The 20,413-nt window shown below is 62.1% G+C and carries 13 protein-coding genes; 9 read left to right on the plus strand and 4 right to left on the minus strand.

The genetic code is table 11. The annotated features are described in order from the left end of the window. Positions 1-26: 26 nt before the first annotated feature. On the minus strand, positions 27-905 hold the full coding sequence (locus ATY29_RS12455; RefSeq protein ID WP_003569319.1) for an aminoglycoside phosphotransferase family protein: 879 nt from the start codon (positions 903-905) through the stop codon (positions 27-29). Positions 906-1,193: 288 nt separating this feature from the next. Here ATY29_RS12455 and ATY29_RS12460 point away from each other — a divergent pair, with 288 nt between their 5' ends. From ATY29_RS12460 to ATY29_RS36855, 6 genes are all read left to right on the plus strand, one after another. After that, positions 1,194-2,501: an efflux RND transporter periplasmic adaptor subunit gene (locus ATY29_RS12460; protein ID WP_097536459.1), complete on the plus strand. Its 1,308-nt coding sequence runs from the start codon at positions 1,194-1,196 to the stop codon at positions 2,499-2,501. Continuing rightward, a complete protein-coding gene (locus ATY29_RS12465) occupies positions 2,498-5,620 on the plus strand; it encodes an efflux RND transporter permease subunit (RefSeq protein ID WP_097536461.1) in 3,123 nt (1,040 codons plus the stop codon). The genes ATY29_RS12460 and ATY29_RS12465 overlap by 4 nt, the downstream gene beginning before the upstream one ends. A gap of 220 nt (positions 5,621-5,840) precedes the next feature. Next, positions 5,841-7,133: an Hsp70 family protein gene (locus ATY29_RS12470; protein WP_003569324.1), complete on the plus strand. Its 1,293-nt coding sequence runs from the start codon at positions 5,841-5,843 to the stop codon at positions 7,131-7,133. Positions 7,134-7,201: 68 nt separating this feature from the next. Continuing rightward, complete coding sequence (locus ATY29_RS12475) at positions 7,202-8,104, plus strand: uracil-DNA glycosylase (RefSeq protein ID WP_097536463.1); 903 nt, start codon at positions 7,202-7,204, stop codon at positions 8,102-8,104. 132 nt (positions 8,105-8,236) lie between these two features. Further along, a complete protein-coding gene (locus tag ATY29_RS12480; protein ID WP_003569328.1) occupies positions 8,237-8,428 on the plus strand; it encodes a hypothetical protein in 192 nt (63 codons plus the stop codon). Positions 8,429-8,474: 46 nt separating this feature from the next. Further along, a complete protein-coding gene (locus ATY29_RS36855; RefSeq protein ID WP_003569329.1) occupies positions 8,475-8,612 on the plus strand; it encodes a hypothetical protein in 138 nt (45 codons plus the stop codon). On the opposite strand, the gene ATY29_RS12485 is transcribed toward ATY29_RS36855, so the two are convergent. Continuing rightward, complete coding sequence (locus tag ATY29_RS12485) at positions 8,613-9,485, minus strand: hypothetical protein (RefSeq protein WP_025415730.1); 873 nt, start codon at positions 9,483-9,485, stop codon at positions 8,613-8,615. Positions 9,486-9,730: 245 nt separating this feature from the next. After that, positions 9,731-10,669, minus strand: coding sequence for a DMT family transporter (locus ATY29_RS12490; protein WP_097536465.1), 939 nt, complete (start codon positions 10,667-10,669; stop codon positions 9,731-9,733). A gap of 340 nt (positions 10,670-11,009) precedes the next feature. Here ATY29_RS12490 and ATY29_RS38190 point away from each other — a divergent pair, with 340 nt between their 5' ends. From ATY29_RS38190 to ATY29_RS12505, 3 genes are all read left to right on the plus strand, one after another. Further along, complete coding sequence (locus ATY29_RS38190; RefSeq protein ID WP_097536467.1) at positions 11,010-12,116, plus strand: methyl-accepting chemotaxis protein; 1,107 nt, start codon at positions 11,010-11,012, stop codon at positions 12,114-12,116. 187 nt (positions 12,117-12,303) lie between these two features. Further along, positions 12,304-14,952, plus strand: coding sequence for an aminopeptidase N (gene pepN, locus ATY29_RS12500; RefSeq protein ID WP_097536469.1), 2,649 nt, complete (start codon positions 12,304-12,306; stop codon positions 14,950-14,952). A gap of 192 nt (positions 14,953-15,144) precedes the next feature. Further along, entirely contained in the window at positions 15,145-17,454 is a 2,310-nt protein-coding gene (locus ATY29_RS12505) for a PAS domain-containing sensor histidine kinase (RefSeq protein WP_097536471.1), read from the plus strand. Here the strand turns inward: ATY29_RS12505 and ATY29_RS12510 are convergent. Then, positions 17,451-20,408 (minus strand): bifunctional [glutamine synthetase] adenylyltransferase/[glutamine synthetase]-adenylyl-L-tyrosine phosphorylase, encoded by a 2,958-nt coding sequence (locus tag ATY29_RS12510; protein ID WP_003569339.1) that lies wholly within the window; start codon positions 20,406-20,408, stop codon positions 17,451-17,453. The two genes, ATY29_RS12505 and ATY29_RS12510, sit on opposite strands and share 4 nt — an antisense overlap. Between the last annotated feature and the right edge of the window lie 5 nt (positions 20,409-20,413).

Raw genomic sequence — 20,413 nt, forward strand, 5'->3', positions numbered from 1 at the left:
CGCTCCACACTTCCGGGCGACATGCATTAGCCGACATGGGCGGCGGCAGCCCATGTCGCAACATTTTGGACCATCAAGCCGACATGGGCCGGATCGTCTGCGAGTTCGGCGAGCTCGGAAAGACGATGGAAGCCCGTCAGGATCGCAATGCGCCGCCGGTCGAGCCGGCGTCCGGTCAGCATCTCATAGGCCGATACGATGCGTGCGGTCAGATCCGGCGAGATGAAATTCGAGTAGATGAATTCCTGGTGCAGCGGGCCAAAACCTGAATCGGCGAAATCGTAAATACCGTTGAGCCTCCCTTGCGCATGGTCGAAGGCCATGTTCCAGCCATGGCCGTCGAAGAAGCCGAAGACCGTGCCGTGGGGATCAGGCGGCAAGGCTTCGAAATCGGCGATGACGGGCTCGGCAAAACCCCTGATGTCGGGCGGCAACAGCGGCAAGGCCTTCGTTCGCACCGCCTCGGGCGATTGCCATGGCTGGATGGCTCCGACCCCGGCTTGACGCAGACGATCGGCATCAACATCGTGCAACTCGGCGTAAAACCGTGCGAGGTCATCGGCGAGGTGCCGGCGAACGCCCTGCCCCAGCGCATCGTAATCTTCGGTGATGAGATGCTCGCCGTCGAGCTTGGCATGGCTGGAGAAGATCGGCGGCCCGTCGTGAATGTGCATGTCGGGAACCGCCATCGACAACGACGGCCGAACGATGTCGAGCAAGGCGGCTTCCTTCACAAGCGCTCTTTCTGCGCCTGGATGGCGGGGGAACTTGAAGATCAGCGTGTCGTCGACGTCTACGGCAAGCGAATCCCAGCCCTTCGCTGCCAGCTTGAAGACGGAGGCCGTGAGTTCAGGAAACACGCTTATGATGAGAGAGCGAAATTCGCTTGCGTTCAATTCGGTCATGACGACCTGCCTTCTCTTTTTCCGTGTTTTTTCGCCGGGCGACGAACGGCACGCGGACCGATCTCGTCTTGTCGCGAGCCGCCCGCCCTCCGCCGTCAAACGGCACCGGGGTTACACTGGCCTATATTAGTATAGTTTGAATATTACGGAATATTCATTACAAAAATTTAAGCCATTATAACCACTTAGTGATTGCGACCCGGGAATTATGTCTTTTTTGCGCCGCAATATAGGCGGCTCAATCAGAGCATAAAAATCGCAAACCCCGTTCAACCCCCGGTCTCGCCCATGAAGAAATTTTGGATCACTGTCAGCGTTATCGCAGTTGCCGCCGTCGGCGTCTGGCAATTCGGGAATCTTGTCCCTTATGCCTCCCGCATGCCCTACCTCTCGCAGTTCATCAAGCAGCCGGTCAGCGGCGATGACGGGCGGCCGGCACAGGGCGATCAGGCGCAGGCCGATCAAGCGCAGAACGGTGGGCAACACCAGGGCGGCGGGCGCCGACGCGGCGGCGGTGGCCCGACAGTCGTGAAGACCGTGGCAGCCGTGAAAACGACGCTACCGACGGATGTGACGGCTTCCGGCTGGGCCGATGCCGACGACAACACCACCATCGCCGCGCAGGAACAGGGCCTGATCGTCAGCATCAGTGGCCAGGATGGGGCGACCGTCAAAGCCGGCGATCTGATTGCCAAGCTCGACGACCGGACAGCCAAGGCCGCCGTCGACAAGGACAATGCGATGATCGTGCGGGACACGGCGACGCTTTCGGAATCCGAAACCGCACTGGTGCGCGCGCAGGACCTCTTCGACCAGAAGGCCGGCACCCAGCAGAGCCTCGATCAGGCGAGAGCCGCCCGCGATACCGCCGCCGCCACCGTCGATGCCGATAAGGCGACACTCGCCTCGGATCAGATAATCCTCGAAAATACCGATATCCGCGCACCCTTCGACGGAAGACTCGGCGATATCGCCATCAGCAAGGGCGCTTTCCTCAATGCCGGCTCGGCGATCGTCACCATCGCCAAATACGATCCGATCTATGTGAAATTCCATCTGCAGGAACGCTATCTCAGGCAATTGAAGACCGCGCTCGCCGCCGGCCCGGTCGAGGTCAGCACGGTTCCCGCATCCACCAAGGGGCAAGTCCGCAAGGGCGAGATCAGCTTCTACGACAACACCGTCGATACCGCTTCGGGCACGATCCTCGCCAAGGCGAAATTCGAGAATGCCTCCGGCGCCCTCTGGCCCGGCCAGTCGGTCAACATCATGGTGCATTTCAACAGTAACGAACAGCAGGTGGTGGTGCCGACGGTCGCCGTCAGCCCCGGCCCGGAAGGGTTCTTCGCCTTCGTCGCCAAGGACGGCAAATCGCATCTGACGCCAGTCACCGTTGCCCGCGCCAATGGCGGCTTCACCGCCATCGAGTCGGGTCTTTCAGAAGGTGACCATGTGGTCGTCGAGGGCCAGGGCCAGCTCAGCGACCAGCAAGCGATCAAAGAGCAGTTCGACGAAAAGGCGCTTGATGTCGCCTCCGCCGATGAGCCTCGGCAACCCCAGCAATCCGAGACGATCGCCGTGGGAGCTCAGCAATGATCCCGAATTTCTGTATCCAGCGCCCCGTCGCGACGACGCTGCTTGCCATCGGCGTCATTCTGGCCGGCCTTGCCGGTTACCGGCTCGTGCCGGTTGCGGCACTCCCCCAGGTCGATTTTCCCACAATCAACGTTTCGGCGCAGTTGAGCGGCGCCTCGCCGCAGACAATGGCGACCTCGGTTGCCACACCGCTGATCAAGCAGTTCGAGACCATTCCCGGGATCAGCGAAATCAGCGCCTCCAGTTCGCTCGGCAGCAGCAGCATCGTGCTGCAGTTCGACCTCAACCGTGATATCGACGCCGCTGCAGCGGACGTGCAGGCGGCGATCTCGCATGCCACCCGCCAGCTGCCCGACAATCTGACGACGCCGCCGAGCTACCGCAAGACCAACCCGGCCGATGCGCCGGTCATGCTGCTCTCCGTGCAGAGCAACACCATGCCGCGCAGCAAGCTTGATGAGATCGCCGAGGACATCATCTCGCCGTCGCTGTCGACTCTTCCCGGCGTTGCCCAGGTCAGCGTTTACGGTGCGCAGACCTATGCCGTGCGCGTCGAGGTCGATCCCAACAAGCTGCTCACCCGCGGCATCGGCATCGATACCGTCAACAAGGCGCTTTCTGCCGCCAACAGCCAGCAGCCGGTGGGAACGCTGCAGAACAGTTCGCAGAGCATGACCATCACGGCGAACACGCAGCGCACCAATGCCGAACAATTCCGCTCGCTGGTCATTGCCAATCCGAACGGGGCGCCGATCCATCTCGGCGACATCGCCGATGTGCAGGACAGTGTCGAGAACCAATATACCGGCAGCTGGTATGACGGCCAGCGCGGCATCATCCTCGCCATTCAGCGCCAGCCCGACGCCAATACGGTCGATGTCGTCGATGCGATCAACGCCAAGCTGCCGCAGCTTCACGCCGAAATCCCGCCTTCGGTCAACACGGTCGTCATGAACGACGCGGCGAAACCGATTCGCGCCGCCATTGCCGACGTGAAGTTCACGCTGTTCCTGACGATCGGCCTCGTCGTTCTCGTCATCTACCTCTTCACCGGCCACGCCACAGCAACGATCATTCCGGGCCTTGCCGTTCCGCTGTCGCTGATCTCGACCTTCGGCATGATGTATGTGCTCGGCTACAGCATCGACAACATCTCGCTCTTGGGACTGACGCTCGCGGTGGGGCTGGTGGTCGACGACGCGATCGTGATGCTGGAAAATATCCTGCGCCATGTCGAGGAAGGCATGCCGGTGCGGGAGGCGGCGATCAAGGGGGCCGGCGAAGTCAGTTACACCATCATCTCCATGTCGGTCTCGCTGATCGCGGTCTTCATCCCGATCCTGTTGATGGGCGGCGTCGTCGGCCGCGTGTTCAACGAATTCGGCATGGTGGTCGCCATTGCCATCATCTCGTCGGCGATCGTCTCGCTGACCGTAACGCCGATGCTCGGCTCGCGCCTCTCCAACAACCACAGCCGTCCGCCGCTCCTCATCCGCCTCTTCGATGCCGGCTTCGAGCGGACACTCAACGGCTACGACCGGGCGGTCGGCTGGTGCCTGCGCCACCGCGTCACCATCCTCGGGGTTTTCCTCGCTTCCGTGGCGCTGACGGTCTATTTCTTCATGACGCTGCCGACGAGTTTCTTCCCGCAGGAAGACATCGGCCGGCTGACGATCAGCACCCAGGCGAGACAGGACATTTCCTATACCGCCATGGAGGCGCTGCAACAGCAGGCGGCAGCCGCCGTCAAGGCGAACCCGGCGGTCAACCACGTGATGTCGACGATCGGCGGCAACCCGAACAAACCGCAGAACAATGGCTCGATGTTCGTCGAACTCAAGGACAAGAAGGAGCGCCCGCCGCTTGACCAGACGCTGCGCGAATTGCGCACGGCGATCAACAGGATCCCCGGATTGCAGGCCTTCGTGACGCCGAACCAGAGCCTGCGCTTCGGCGGCCGCCAGACCGCCAGCCAGTATCAGCTGGTGGTTCAGGCACTCAGCGCCGACCAGACCAACCTCTGGGCCGGCAAGATCCAGGCGGCGATGCGTGGTGACCGAGGCCTGTTCACGGATGTCACCTCGGATGCCCAGAACAACGCCCTGCAGGCCAATATCGTCATCGATACCGAGCGGGCAGCGGCCTACGGCATCGACAACGATACGCTGCGCACGACGCTGCAGGAATCCTTCAGCGGCTATGCGGCCGCGGAAATCCAGTCGACCGGCGATAGCTATGACGTCATCGTCGAATACGACACCAGCAAGCCCTGGGACGACCAGAAGCTGTCGGAAATCCGTATCGCCTCCTCCAATGGCAGCTTGGTGCCGCTGTCGAACTTCGCCCATGTGCAGCGCACCACCGGCCCGGTGACCATCAATCAGACCGGTCAGCTGGTCTCGACCACGGTGTCCTTCAACCTGCCGGACGGCGTCTCGCTCAGCGACGCGACGGCGGCGGTCGAACAGATCAAGAAGGATATCAGCGTGCCGGCCGACGTCTTCACTTCATATGGCGGTACGGCGGAGATTTTCCAGCAGTCGCAGGGCAATACGCCCTATCTGATCCTGGCGGCCGTTTTGACCATCTATGTCGTGCTCGGTGTGCTCTATGAAAGCTTCATCCATCCGCTGACCATTCTCTCCGGCCTGCCGGCCGCGGCCTTCGGCGCGCTGCTGGCATTGAAGATCATGGGCTTCGATCTGTCGATCATCGCGCTGATCGGCCTGCTGATGCTGATCGGCATCGTCAAGAAGAACGCGATCATGATGATCGACGTGGCGGTGGAGACCATGCGCACGACCGGCGAAAAGGCGACAGCCGCGATCCACGAGGCCTGCGTGCGACGCTTCCGGCCGATCATGATGACGACCTTCTGCGCCCTGCTCGGCGCCCTGCCGATCGCGCTCGGCACCGGCGCAAGCTCGGAACTGCGCCAGCCGCTCGGCATCGCCGTCGTCGGCGGCCTCATCGTCTCGCAGATGCTGACGCTTTTCATCACCCCCGTCATCTTCGTCGAGATGGACCGCTTCGGAAACTTCCTCGGCCGCCTGATCGGTGGAAAGAAGGTCGAGAAGCCGGTGCAGGTGCAGGAGGCAAGGGCAATGGCCGCCGAATGATGATGGCCCTCTGAGTTCGGCAGTGCTGAATGCCCTTCTTGCGGCGCACTTCTTCATCCCAGCGGGAGAAGAAGTGCGCCTCGATCACATCAACTTTCGCTCCTCTTGAATGTGTCACGCCGCTGTGGCATCACCCGCCCTCCTTGATCCGGGCGTTCGCACGCCCTTCGCGGAGCCATGCTCCGTCTCCAATAACAATCGGCATGAAAGAGGTGCGGGCATGGCTCAGGCGCTGGGTTTGGACTTCGGCACGACGAATACGGTTCTCGCCACGGCGGATGGCGGGGCGACGCGTTCGATGGCATTCACGAGCACGGCAGGTACGGCCGACAGCATGCGAACGGCGCTTTCCTTCATGAAGGATGCGCAACTCGGCGCTTCGGCGCTGAAGGTAGAGGCGGGCCATGCGGCGATCCGCCAGTTCATCGACAATCCCGGCGACTGCCGTTTCCTGCAATCGATCAAGACCTTTGCGGCAAGCGCGCTCTTCCAGGGCACGATCATCTTCGGCAAGCGGCAGAGCTTCGAAGACCTGATGGAAATCTTCATCCGGCGCCTTCGCCATTACGCCGGCGAAAGCTGGCCCGATGGCAGCAACCGCATCATCGCCGGCCGGCCGGTGCATTTCGCCGGCGCCAGTCCGGACCCGGCGCTTGCGGTGCAGCGCTATAACGAGGCGCTGACGCGGTTCGGCTTTCCGGAAATTCATTATGTCTACGAGCCGGTTGCCGCCGCCTTCTACTTCGCGCAGAATTTGAAGTCCGATGCGACCGTGCTTGTCGCCGACTTCGGCGGCGGTACGACGGACTATTCGCTGATCCGCTTCGAGACCCAGGCCGGTAAACTGACGGCAACGCCGATCGGCCATTCGGGTGTCGGTGTGGCCGGCGACCATTTCGACGCGCGCATGATCGACAACATCGTCGCGCCGCAGATCGGCAAGGGCAGCCATTTCAAGAGCTTCGACAAGATCCTTGAGGTGCCGTCAAACTACTATGCGAGCTTCAGCCGCTGGAACCAGCTGTCGATCTTCAAGACCTCGCGGGAATTCGAGGATCTCAAGAAGCTGGTGCGCACGGCGCTGGAACCGGAGAAGCTGGAAATCTTCGTCGACCTGATCGACCATGACGAAGGCTATCCGCTTTATCAGGCGGTCTCTGCTACGAAGATGGCGCTCTCCTCCGCCGAAGAGGCTCCGTTCGATTTCGCCCCGCTCGGCCGTGGCGGCCATCGCATGATCAAGCGCAGCGATTTCGAAGGCTGGATCGTCGATGACCTCGCCCGTATCGAAGGGGCGCTGGACGATGTACTGGAAAAGACCAACACCGATGCATCCGGCATCGACAAGGTATTTTTGACCGGCGGCACCTCCTTCGTGCCGGCGGTGCGGCGCATTTTCACCGAACGCTTCGACAGCAACAAGATCGAGAGCGGCGGCGAACTGCTGTCGATCGCCCACGGCCTGGCGCTGATCGGCGAACGCGACGACATCGCGCAATGGACTGTGCAATAGAGCTTGCAAGGGCGGCCAATGTGCGGCCTGCCCTTTCAATGCGCATTTCTCTCCGTTAAACTTGCCGCATGATTTCCGCCAACGACCTTTCCCCTGCCGAGCTTGCAGCGCTTCTGCATTTCCATGCGGATGCCGGCGTGGAATGGCTGCTGGAGGAAGAGGCGGTCGACCGCTTCGCCGAATTCGAGGCGATGAAGGCCCGGCGCCCGGCGCCACAAGCGCAGCCTCAACCTGGCGCCGCCGGGGAACGTCCCGCGTCCAGCGAAAGCCGGACACCGCCGCGCCCGACTACGGCGGCGCGCCCTGTCCCGGCAGCGATCGCGGCTTCCGGTCCGCAACCAGCAATCCCGGATGGCGAGGCGGTGCAGCAGGCGCGCTTCGTCGCCGAAACTGCGCGATCCCTGGCGGAACTCAAAACCGCGATCGAAGCCTTCAACGGCTGCAACCTCAAGCACAGCGCCCGCTCGACCATCTTTGCCAGCGGCGATGCCGAAAGCGGTATCATGGTGATCGGCTCGGCGCCGGGCGCCGAAGACGATCGCGAAGGTGTGCCCTTCTCGGGGAAATCCGGGCAGCTGTTCGACAAGATGCTGGCGGCGATCGGGCTGACGCGCTCGAGCGTGCTGCTGACGCAGGTCATCCCCTGGCGGCCACCCGGCAATCGTCCGCCTTCGGCCGCGGAAATGGACATCTGCCGGCCCTTCATCGAACGGCAGATTGCGCTGGCCGAACCGAAGGCGATCCTGCTGCTCGGCAATTTTGCCGCCCGTTTCTTCTTCGGCGAAAACGACACGATTCACGGCCTGCGCGGCCGTTGGCGGGAGATTGCCGCTGCTGACTGTGTCATTCCTGCCATAGCCAGCCTGCATCCGCAGGATCTGTTGACCGCGCCCGTCAACAAGCGGCTGGCCTGGAACGACCTGCTCGCCTTTCAAGCGAAGCTTAAGTCCCTCTCTTTGCTTAGAAATTAGCCAAAGTTGAATAATTTATGAATCGACCCATGCGTTTTGCGCATGACTGCATCCCGTCGTGACGCATTGCGGAATCAATGCTGCACCGCAATATAAGGTGGTGTCTTGGGAGGAACCACAGGAACCAAGGCCATGAACAAGCATTTTCGTCCTATCCACAGCGGGTTTGAAACCCTTCGCCTCGCCGGCGACCAGGTTCGTTCCACCCACGGCTACAGCCGTTTCGGCTTTGCCGCCAACGAACAGATGACCGCCCGCGGCACCGGCATCAACGGCCGCACGGCGCGCCCCGACGCCATTTTCTCGGACTTCCAGCAATATTGAGCGGCAGGCGCTTCGCCTGCTGTTCCGCGTCAAGAGTACCCATGAAATGACTACAATTCTGATATCGCTTCTGCGCAATGTCGACACGTTCGAGCATATCCGCTCCGCAATCTGCGCCGCGCGGGAGTATGAGCGCGAAAGACTCGCTCCGGCGGATGCCGGCGTTGCGGCAATTGCTCTCTGATCATACGGTCATTTCCTCGAACTGGGCTTTCGCCCATTCGAAGGCTTCGTCGACATAGGCGAACTTGACCGCCTGCCAGGCGCAATATTGCTCGACGAAATCCCGCGAAATCCAAAAATGCGTCTTGCGCGGTTCGTCATCCCAGCCGACGGAGCCGCGCTGCGCCGCCTTTGCCAAAAGCCGCTGCAGATGGGTGCGCGACATCATGAAGTCTGCCGCCAGCGCACGGGTGTCGACGCGGCCGACGGAATACCTCTCCGCATCGGTGTTTTCTATATCCATGCGGGCAATGAAGTTGTCGACCACGAGGCCGCCGGCTTCCGTCCAGAGGAACAACGCCACCTGTTCCGGCGGCTCGCGCCAGGCGGCATCTTCCAGGCAATTGCGGGCAATCCGCGGCTGAACCAGCCGCATCAACAATGGGTTCGCCTGGAAAAACGCTGCCCTTTGACCACCATCAAGCAGATCGAGTGCGCCGAGATTGCCGAGAATCCAGGCAAACATCGCCTGATGGCTGACATCGGCCGGCTCGAAATGCCGCGGCCGCCGCCGCTCGTCGCCGGGTGTGTGCACAATGAAGCGGTAGGTAAAAAGTTCTTCGATGAAGGCGAGCACGGTGTTGCGGCTCGCCACTTTATGCGCGGTGATACGTCCGGTCAGCCGAACGGCGGTAAAACCCGAGGTCGGGTCGCGCGCGTCATATTCCAGATTGAGGGCATAGGCAGTCTGGGTCAGAAGCCAGCGCTGATGCGAGGCCAGCAATCGCGCCAGGCGCGGGCCGGCATCGAACATGCCGCGCATCTGCCCAGCCAAAAAGCGGATGCTCAGCAGAAAGGAGCAGTTCCCCACCAATTGCTCCGCCGTGAATGCCATTGCGCTTCTCTCCACCTCCCCTCGCCGGCCGACGATGGAAGCAACGACACCGAGCGCTCCCTTCCGGCATCAGGGCCATTCAGACATGCACAGCTTCGAAAAATGATAGTCTCTCATCTTCAACAAACATATTCCGGGAAGCAGCGATATCCCAAGAATTCACCCCTCTTTTCACCCATTGCGAGCAATTTTCGAGCCGCGGCAATTCTTCTATTAAATCCTTTCCTATCATCAGTTTGCCGGTATCAGGCTGGCGGCATCGTGGCTTTGCGCGCCTCTCTCTGCTCGATGCCCAGTTGACGTTCGCGGTAGATGATGAAGATGCCGGCGGAGACGACGATGAGCGTGCCGATCAGCATGGTCACGCTCGGCACATCGCCGAAGACGAAATAGGCGACGATGCCGCCGAGCAGGATCGAGGTGTACTCGAACGGCGCGATGGTGGAGACATCGGCATGGCGGTAGCTTTCAGTCAACAGGATCTGCGCGACGCCGCCGCAAAAACCGGCCGCGATCAGATAGAGTGCCGATAACCATGGCAGGACGAGCCAGCCGAACGGCAGGGAGGCCAGCGAGAAGACCGAAGCGGTGAGCGAGAAATAGAGCACGATCGTCGCCGTCTTCTCCTCCTCGACGAGCCGGCGCACCTGGATCATCGCCATGCCGCCGAGAACGGCAGAGAACAACACGCAGAGCGCGCCGACGGCCTGTTCTGCCTCCATGCCGCCGTCGCGAAACAGGGTGAGCTTCGGCCAGGAGACGATGGCGACGCCGACCATGCCGACCAGGACGGCGCTCCAGCGATAGATGCGCACGGTCTCACCGAGAAAGACGGCGGCGAAGATAACGGCGACGAGCGGCAGCGCATAGCCGAGAGCGATCGCCTCCGGCAGCGGCAGATGCAGGAGGCCGTAGAAACCGAAAGCCATCGAGAGAATGCCGATCGTGCCGCGCTTGAGGTGACCGACCGGATTGGCGGTGTAGAAAGCGGCGCGCAACTGCCCGATATAGGCGAGATAGGCGATGATCGGGAAGAGCGCGAAGAAGGATCGGCAGAAAGTGACCTGACCCGGCGGGATGTCCGAGCCCGCCAGCTTGATGAAGGTCTGCATGGCCAGGAAGACCACGACCGACGAGACTTTCAGCGCAATGCCTCTCATCGGGTTTTTGAGAACCGCGTGCATGATCCTGGCTCTTGATACTGACTTACAGGTACGGGAAGACGCGTTCGACTCGGGAACGCAGGGATGACGTCCTCCATCGTAGCGAAAGAAAATCCCGAGTGGCAAAAAATCGCAAGCAGCGCGGAAAAATCGGGAAATTGCTTCCCACCGCAGGCCGAGGATGCGGCGTGCTTGCGCCAGCGTCGAATTTTTCCTGTTTCAAACCAATTCCCCTAAAATGTTCGCCTGGGACCGCCCGGCGTTAACCAATTGAAAACCATAGGCACGCATCGTTTTGTATGACTAATTCCGAAATTTCGTTCGTCAGCAGACGATTGCCCGCCCCTTCCAGGACCATTTGATGAAGCCGCTCAGCGCAGAAACCATTGCCGAGTCGCAGAATGCGACCCCGCGCTCGATGCGCGTCGTCACCGACGGCATCAGCACCGATCTCGAGCGCTTCAGCGCCGACAACACCCATATCGTCAAGCAGATCAAGCTGCTCGCCATCAATGCGCTGATCGAGGCGGCACGCGCCGGCGAGACCGGCAAGGGCTTTGCGGTCGTTGCCAATGAGGTGCAGCGGCTGGCGCAGATCGCAACCGACATCACCGGCAGGTTCGAGAGCAACGTGCTCGGCCGCATCGGCCTCAGCCGCGCCATGGCGGATTCGCTGGTCGAGGAGATGGAAGGCGTTCGCCTCACCGATCTGGCGCAGACGCTGGTGCAGCTTATTGTCCGCAACCTCTTCGAGCGGACCGCCGATGTGCGCTGGTGGGCGACCGACCCGGCACTCTGGCAGGCGCTTGAGAATCCAGATCGGGAAACCATCGCCTATGCGGCGGAGCGTCTCGGCGCCATCAATCGCTTCTACACGGTCTATCTCGATCTCGTCATGACCGATCTTTCGGGCAAGGTGATCGCGTCGGCCAATCCCAAGTTCCAGCGCAAGATCATGGGGACAAGCCTTGCCGGCGATCCGTGGTTCCGCGTGGCGTCGGCGTGCTCCTCCGGTGACGCCTACAGTGTCGACGAGGTCAAGGCGAGCGCGCTCCACGACAACAGGCATGCGCTCGTCTATGCCACAGGCATCCGCGAAGGCGGCAAGATCGACGGACGGCTGATCGGCACGCTCGGCGTCTATTTCGACTGGCAGAACCAGGGCCAGGCGATCGTCGAGAAAGAGGCGAACCTGCCGCCGCAACTGGCGGAGAAAACGACGGTCATGCTGCTCGACGGCAAGAGCCGGGTCATCGCCACCACCAATCCCGCCCTGCTGTTTTCCCATTTCGCCCTCGCCAACCCGTCCGGCCGGGCCAAGGGCAGCTATTACGACAATAGCGGCTCGATCGTCGCCTTCGCGCGCACCCTCGGCTACGAGGATTACGACGGGCTCGGCTGGTACGGCGTCGTCGTCCAGCGGACGGAAAATGACGCGACGATCAAAGCGGCGCTCAATCTGAAATAGTGCTGTCCGGCGGGCAGCGGCGCTCATCCGCGCCAAACAGGATATTTTGCCCGCGAACTTGGTGTTCGCGGGCAATTTGCTTTAAGTTTAGTTCAGACTTTAATGTAATCATGCCCGGCAAATTTATGGCAGAGTGCGCCCGCCTCTGTATTCCGCGGTTGTCAAATAACGGTCTTCAGGAAACACCATGCGAACAGATACCGGCCAGGTCATTCATCTGGCAGATTACCGTCCCACCGACTTCGTGCTGGAACGCGTGGACCTGACCTTCGAACTCGACCCGACGGAGACAAAGGTCGAGGCACGGCTGATCTTTCATCGCCGCCCGGGCGCCGATCCGGCAGCGCCAATCGTGCTCGACGGCGACGAGTTGACGTTGTCGGGGCTGCTCTTGGACCAGGTGGAGCTCGACCCTTCGCGCTATGACGCAACAGCGGAAAGCCTGACGGTGCGCGACCTGCCGGAAAGCGCGCCTTTCGAGCTGACGATCACCACGGTCATCAACCCCGAAGCCAACACCCAGCTGATGGGGCTGTACCGCACCGGCGGCATTTATTGCACGCAATGCGAGGCGGAAGGCTTCCGCCGAATCACCTATTTCCCCGATCGTCCCGACGTGCTTGCGCCGTTCACGGTCAACATCATCGCCGACAAGGACGCCAACCCGCTGCTCTTGTCGAACGGCAATTTCCTCGGCGGCGCCGGCTACGGCCCCGGCAAACATTTCGCCGCCTGGTTCGACCCGCATCCGAAGCCGAGCTATCTCTTCGCGCTCGTTGCCGGCGATCTCGGCGTCGTCGAAGACACATTCACCACCATGTCGGGCCGCGAAGTGGTACTGAAGATCTATGTCGAGCACGGCAAGGAGCCGCGCGCGGCCTATGCGATGGACGCGCTGAAACGCTCGATGAAATGGGATGAAGAGAGGTTCGGACGCGAATACGATCTCGACATCTTCATGATCGTCGCCGTCTCCGACTTCAACATGGGAGCGATGGAGAACAAGGGCCTCAACGTCTTCAACGACAAATACGTCCTTGCCGATCCGGAACTCGCGACCGATGCCGACTATGCCAATATCGAAACGATCATCGCGCATGAATATTTCCACAACTGGACCGGCAACCGCATCACTTGCCGCGACTGGTTCCAGCTCTGCCTCAAAGAAGGCCTGACGGTCTATCGCGACCACGAATTCTCGTCCGACCAGCGCTCGCGCCCGGTCAAACGCATCGCCGAGGTGCGTCACCTGAAATCGGAGCAGTTCCCGGAAGATGGCGGCCCGCTCGCGCATCCGGTGCGACCGACGACCTATCGCGAGATCAACAATTTCTACACGACGACGGTCTACGAAAAGGGCAGCGAAGTCACGCGCATGATCGCGACGCTGCTCGGCAAGGACGGCTTCAAGAAGGGCATGGACCTCTATTTCGATCGCCATGACGGCCAGGCCGTAACGATCGAGGATTTCGTCAAATGCTTCGAGGATACGAGCGGCCGCGACCTCACGCAATTTTCGCTGTGGTACCATCAGGCCGGCACGCCGCTCGTCACCGCATCGGGTAGCTATGATGCGGCCGCCGGCAGCTTCACCCTGTCGCTCGAGCAGATGACGCCTGCCACGCCCGGCCAGCCGAGCAAGGAGCCGATGCATATTCCGCTCAGCCTGGCGCTCTTCGGCGAAAACGGCGGCAAGCTCGAGCCAAGCTCGGTCGATGGCGCCGAATATGCCGGCGAGGTGCTGCATCTGACCGGCCGCACGCAGACGGTGGTGTTCCACGGCATTGGCTCGCGTCCGGTCGTTTCGATCAACCGCAGCTTCTCGGCGCCGATCAACCTGCATTTCGATCAGAGCCCGGCCGATCTCGCCCACCTCGCCCGCCATGAGACCGATCACTTCGCCCGCTGGCAGGCGCTCACCGATCTGGCGCTGCCGAACCTGCTGAAAGCCGCCCGCGACGCCCGCGAGGGCAAGCCCGTCGTCTGCGAGGCGACCTTCGTCGAGACGCTGATTGCGGCCGCCGCCGACGACAGCCTCGAGCCGGCCTTCCGCGCCCAGGCCCTAGCGCTGCCGAGCGAATCCGATATTGCCCGCGAACTCGGCGGCAATAACGATCCGGATGCCATTCATGCCGGCCGGCAGGCGATCTTGAAGCAGATCGCCGATGCCGGAAAGGATGTTTTTGCCGGCCTTTACGCAGCGATGACGACGTCGGGCGATTTCAGCCCGGATGCGAAAAGCGCCGGTCTCAGAGCGCTGCGCAATACGGCGCTGACCTATCTCTCGCATGCCGAACAGACGCCGGCCCGCGCCAAGGCGGCCTTCGACGCGGCCAACAACATGACCGATCTTAGCCATGCGCTGACGATCCTCGCTCATCGTTTCCCCGACAGCGCCGAGACCAGCGAGGCGTTGGCAGGCTTCCGCGACCGTTTCGCGGAAAATGCCCTCGTCATCGACAAATGGTTTGCAATCCAGGCCGGCATTCCCGGTGCAAAAACCCTGGAACGGGTCCGCACCCTGATGGACGATCCGCTGTTCAAGCGGACCAATCCGAACCGGATGCGGTCGCTGGTCGGCACCTTCGCCTTTGCCAATCCGACCGGCTTCGGCCGCGCCGACGGCGAAGGCTATCGTTTCCTCGCCCGTCAGATCCTCGATATCGACGAGCGCAACCCGCAGCTTGCCGCCCGCATTCTGACTTCGATGCGCTCCTGGCGCTCACTCGAACCGGCGCGCGCCGAGCTCGCCCGCGCGGCGCTGACTGAGATCGAACAGGCTGCTGCTCTTTCGACCGACGTGCGCGACATCGTCGAGCGCACGCTCAAGGGGTGATTTGCTTCGGCGGGCCGCTGCGAAAGACGCGGCGGCTCATTTCCGCGGCGATTCGAATCGCCTGAAAAACGCGAAATTATAAATAGTTAACGGATTTTTACCTTTGCCTCTGGACAAGGCGAATCACCCATGATTCTCTAGATCAGGTTCGAGCGAGCGGCGCGCGAATCACACGAGGGACAAGGCGAAGAGATGATGGACGTGCGACGGGCAACCGTGGCCGGTGGACGGCTGCGTGTCGATTTTGACGGGCTGAAAGCCTGGCGAGACAGCCTCTCCGGTCATGCGACATCGGAACCGCTTCTGCGTCATCTGCCGAAGGCCGAACTGCTCCTGAAGCGCGCCATTCCGGCGCTGATCGTCGCCTTCCTCTTCGTCGTCGCCGCCTCGCATTTCTTCGGCATGGTCAGCGAATATTCCCGCCTCGAAGCCTCGGCCCGCCATGCCACCGCGCTTTCGGCAGCGACCGCCTCCGCGGTGTTTGCCGATGCCTCCGACATCTTCGACAGCGGCGATATCGCAGAAGCGCAAGCCCGACTCGCCAAGTTCCTGCCGCAGGACCGGCTCGACACTGGCGCTTTCGTGCTGCTCGTCCAAGCAAGCGGCAAGGTCTTTGCCGCAACGACCGCCGGACTTTCGCATGTCGGCAGCAATGTCGGCGATTTCTTCCCGGAGGTCTCGGCGATCCGGCGTTTCGGCGATCGCGCCGGCGTCATCGAAACGACGATCGGCGGCGTGCCGCACTATGCCGAGATCACGCTGATGGGCAATGCCGGCGGCTATATCGTCGCCGCCACCTCGCTCGACGAGATCAGCCGGCTCTGGCGCGAGCAGCTGGCTCTCAACGTCACGCTGTTTGCCGGCATTTCCTCCATCCTGCTGGTCATCCTTTACGCCTATTACACGCAGGTGAAGCGCGCCCGCGACGCCGACGACATCTTCCTGGAATCGAACCTGCGCGTCGAGACGGCGCTGTCGCGCGGCCGCTGCGGCCTTTGGGACTTCGATTTCGAGAACCGCGAATTCTTCTGGTCGCGCTCGATGTACGACATGCTCGGCCTGCCGGGTTCCGACAAGACGATGGGCTTCGGCGAAGCCGCCCGCCTAATGCATCCCGATGACGGCGGGCTCTACGAGATTGCGCGCGCCATCGCCAAGGGCCATTCCGGCCAGGTCGATCAGATCTTCCGCATGCGCCACGCCGGCGGCCACTATGTCTGGATGCGCGCCCGCGCCCAGGTGATCCGCAGCAATTCCGGCCGCGTGCACCTGATCGGCATCGCCATGGATGTGACCGAGCAGCATCGGCTCGCCCAGCGCTACGCGGAAGCCGACCAGCGCCTTGCCGACGCCATCGAATGCACCTCGGAAGCCTTCGTGCTCTGGGACAAGAACGATCGGCTGGTGATGTGCAACACGCATTTCCAGCAGGCTTACGGCCTGCCGGACAGTGTGCTCGTGCCTGGCACCGAGCGCTCGATCGTCAATGCCGCCGCCGCCCGCCCAGTCATCGAGCGGCGGATCGCCGATGCCGACGGCCCCGGCTATTCACGCACGACGGAGGTGCAGCTTGCCGACGAGCGCTGGCTGCAGATCAACGAGCGGCGCACCCGCGACGGCGGCAGGGTCTCGGTGGGGACCGACATCACCCTGATGAAACGCCATCAGGAACGGCTGCGCGAATCCGAGCGCCGGCTGATGGCGACGATCGGCGATCTCTCCGCCTCGCGCCAGACGCTGGAAATCCAGAAATCCGAACTTTCGACCGCCAACGCCAACTACCAGGCCGAGAAGGAACGCGCCGAGGCCGCCAACAAAGCGAAATCGGAATTCCTCGCCAATATGTCGCACGAGCTGCGCACGCCGCTCAACGCCATCCTCGGCTTCTCGGAAATCCTGCAGAACCAGATGTTCGGCCCGCTCGGCTCGCTGAAATACGACGAATATGCCCGCGATATCCATGACAGTGGCAAACATCTGCTCAACGTCATCAGCGACATTCTCGACATGTCGAAGATCGAGGCCGGCCATCTCAGGCTGCACTGCGAGCGCATCGATCTGGTGCCGCTGATCGAGGAAAGCCTGCGCTTCACCGCCATTCCGGCGGCCGAGAAGAACATCGTCATCGACCAGCGCATCTCGTCCGGCCTGACACTGACGGCCGACCGCCGGGCGATGAAACAGGTGCTTCTCAACCTGCTCTCCAATGCGGTGAAGTTCACCGACAATGGCGGCCGCATCGCGGTGCGCACCCGCCGCATCAATGGCGCCGTCCTCGTCACCATCGCCGATACCGGCATCGGCATTCCGCGCTCGGCGCTGTCGAAGATCGGCCAGCCCTTCGAACAGGTGCAGAGCCAATATGCCAAGAGCAAGGGAGGCTCCGGCCTCGGGCTGGCCATCTCCCGCTCGCTGACCGCGCTACATGGCGGCCGCATGAAGATCCGTTCCCGCGAAAGTGTGGGCACGGTGATCTCGCTGCGCATCCCCGATGATGTCTAAGCCTTCACGACATTCAAAAATATTTTGCGCACTGCTTTCGAAAGCCGCTTCAGCTCCCCCTCCAACGTCCTGATGTCAGGGTAGTCGCCGGCACGGCAGACGAGTTCGATGAGGCCGGCCGGGGCGTCGTCCGGATCGAAGAGGCCGTCGATAGAGAGGCGGATCAATTGCGACAGGCCGGTATAAAGGGCGAAGGCTTCGAGGCAGATGTCGAGATCGGCGGTCGCCATCAGCCGGTCGCCAAGCACCTTCAGCGCCTCGCCGGTGCTTTTTCCGTTCACGGCCATGCCGACGCCCTTGGTCGGGGCGATCAGCGCCAGATACTGGGCGATGAATTCGAGGTCGATGACGCCGCCGGGGATCAGTTTTAAATCCCATGGGCCGGAGGACGGCTTTTCCTTGTCGATCAGTTCGCGCATTTCGGTGACGTCATGTGCCACCTTGGCGATGTCGCGATCGGCCGACAGCACCTCACGGATGATGTGTTCGGCCTCTGCAATCAGACTGTCATCGCCTGAAATCAGCCGGGCGCGGCTGAGCGCCATATGCTCCCAGGTCCATGCTTCCTGGCGCTGGTATTTGCCGAAGGCATTGATGCGGGTGGCGACCGGCCCCTTGTTGCCGGAGGGACGCAGCCGCATATCGACCTCATAGAGCACGCCTTCGGCGGTCGGCGCCGACAGGGCGGCGATCAGGCGCTGGGTAATGCGGGTGAAATAACGCGTCGCGTCGAGCGGTTTCGGGCCATCGGATTCGGAGGCCGCGTCGTCATAATCATAGAGCAGGATCAGATCGATGTCGGAACCGGCCGTCAACTCGAAGCTGCCAAGTTTTCCCATGCCAGCAACGGCGATGCGCCCGCCCGGATAATCGCCATGCGCGGCCCGCATTTCGCTCACCACCGCCTGGAGTGCCGCCGCGATGATGAGGTCGGCGAGATGGGTAAAGGCGCGTGCAGCCATATCCCCATTGATTGCGCCGGTCAGCAAGCGGATACCGATCAGGAAGCGCTGCTCGGCGGCGAAGATGCGCAGACGGTCGAGGACCTCCTCATAGTGACGCGCCTGGGCAAGCGAGGCTTTCAGCCGTTCGCCGAGATAATCGCGCGTCGGCAATTCGGCCATCAGGCCGGGATCGAGCATGCCGTCGAAGACATGCGGCCTCGCGGCGATCACCTCGGCAAGGCGAGGTGCCGAAGACATGATGTTGACGATCAGCGATAAGAGGGCCGGATTGCTGCCGAGCAGCGAAAAGAGCTGGATGCCGGCGGGCAGGCCCGAGATGAAGCTGTCAAAACGCAGCAGCGCCTCGTCGGCGCGCTTGCTTTCGCCGAAAACGCGCAGGAGTTCCGGCGCCAACTCCGTCAGCCTTTCGCGCGCCTCGACCGATTGCGTTGCCCGGTAGCGGCCATAATGCCAGGTGCGGATGATGCGGGAAATATCGGAGGGCCTGGTGAAACCGAGCTTCTTCAGCGTCTCCAGCGTATCGGGATCGTCACCCTGGCCGGTGAAGACGAGGTTGCCGGTGCCGGTGGAAAGCTTGCTTTCCTGTTCGAATAGGTGGGCATAACGGCGCTCGACCGTCTTCAGCACGCCGACCAGCCGTTCGGCGAAGCTCGGCGTATCGGTAAAGCCCATCATGAAGGCGATGCGCTTCAGGTCGGCATCGGTCTCCGGCAGCAGGTGGGTCTGTTCGTCGCGCACCATCTGGATGCGATGCTCGACATCGCGCAGGAACCAATAAGCCTCGGTCAGTTCGTCACGGGTCGCCGCGTCGATCCATTTCGCCTTGGTGAGTTCACCAAGCGTTTCTTCCGTCGCCCGGCCGCGCAGGGCCGGCATGCGGCCGCCGGCGATCAGCTGCTGCGTCTGGACGAAGAATTCGATCTCGCGGATGCCGCCGCGGCCGAGCTTGACGTTATGGCCTTTGACGGCGATTGCGCCGTGGCCCTTATGCGCGTGGATCTGCCGCTTGATCGAATGAATATCGGATATCGCCGCGTAATCGAGATATTTGCGGAAGACGAAAGGGGAAAGGCCGCGCAGGAATTCGCCGCCCGCCGCAAGGTCGCCGGCAACGGCGCGCGCCTTGATGAAGGCCGCCCGTTCCCAGTTCTGGCCCCTGCCCTCGTAATAGATCATTGCCGCTTCGACCGGGATCGCCAGCGGCGTCGAACCGGGATCCGGGCGCAATCTCAGATCGGTGCGGAAGACGTAGCCGTCGGCGGTGCGCTCCTGCAGGATGCGCACCAGCCGGCGCATCATCCGGGGAAAGATCTCGATCGCGTCATCGGGGTCGGGCACGATGCCGGCTTCTTCGTCGAAGAAGACGACGAGATCGATATCGGAGGAATAGTTGAGCTCGCAGGCGCCGAGTTTGCCCATGCCGAGCACGATCAGCCCGGAACCGTCGCTGGGAGCCGCCGGATTGCGCAGCTTGAGCTTTCCGCTCTCATGCGCCGCAAGCAGCAGATGGTCGATCGCCGCGGCAACCGAAGCCTCGGCAAGCTCGCTCAGCCAGGCTGTCGTCGCCCGCCCGTCAAAGATGCGCGCGAGATCGGCGAGCGCGACGAGGAAAGCGACCTTGCGCTTGATGATGCGCAGCCTGGTCATCACCGCCGATTCCGCCGGCGCGGCCCCCTCGCCGTCCGGCCGCCAGCTGCCGCGCGCCTCGGCAACCAGCGCCTCGATCTGCGGCTCCAGCGGCTCAGTGATAGCCCCGGCGAGAACGGCGGGATCGAGATTGGCGATTTCGCGCAAATAGGGCGACAGCGTCAGCGCCGCCGCGATAAAATCGCGCAGCGGGCCTTCCGTGTTCAGCATCGCAGCCACCGACGGCTCGCTTTTGCCGGCTTCCTGAAGGTCGGCGAGCGCCAGCTTCAATTCGGTCTGGTTCAAGGGGCGCAGCAGTCCTTCGGCCACATCCGTCAGACCATGCGTCGATTTCGTCAGCATGCGCT

Origin of the sequence: Rhizobium hidalgonense, from assembly GCF_002914525.1 — a bacterium.
Classification (GTDB): Bacteria; Pseudomonadota; Alphaproteobacteria; order Rhizobiales; family Rhizobiaceae; genus Rhizobium; species Rhizobium hidalgonense.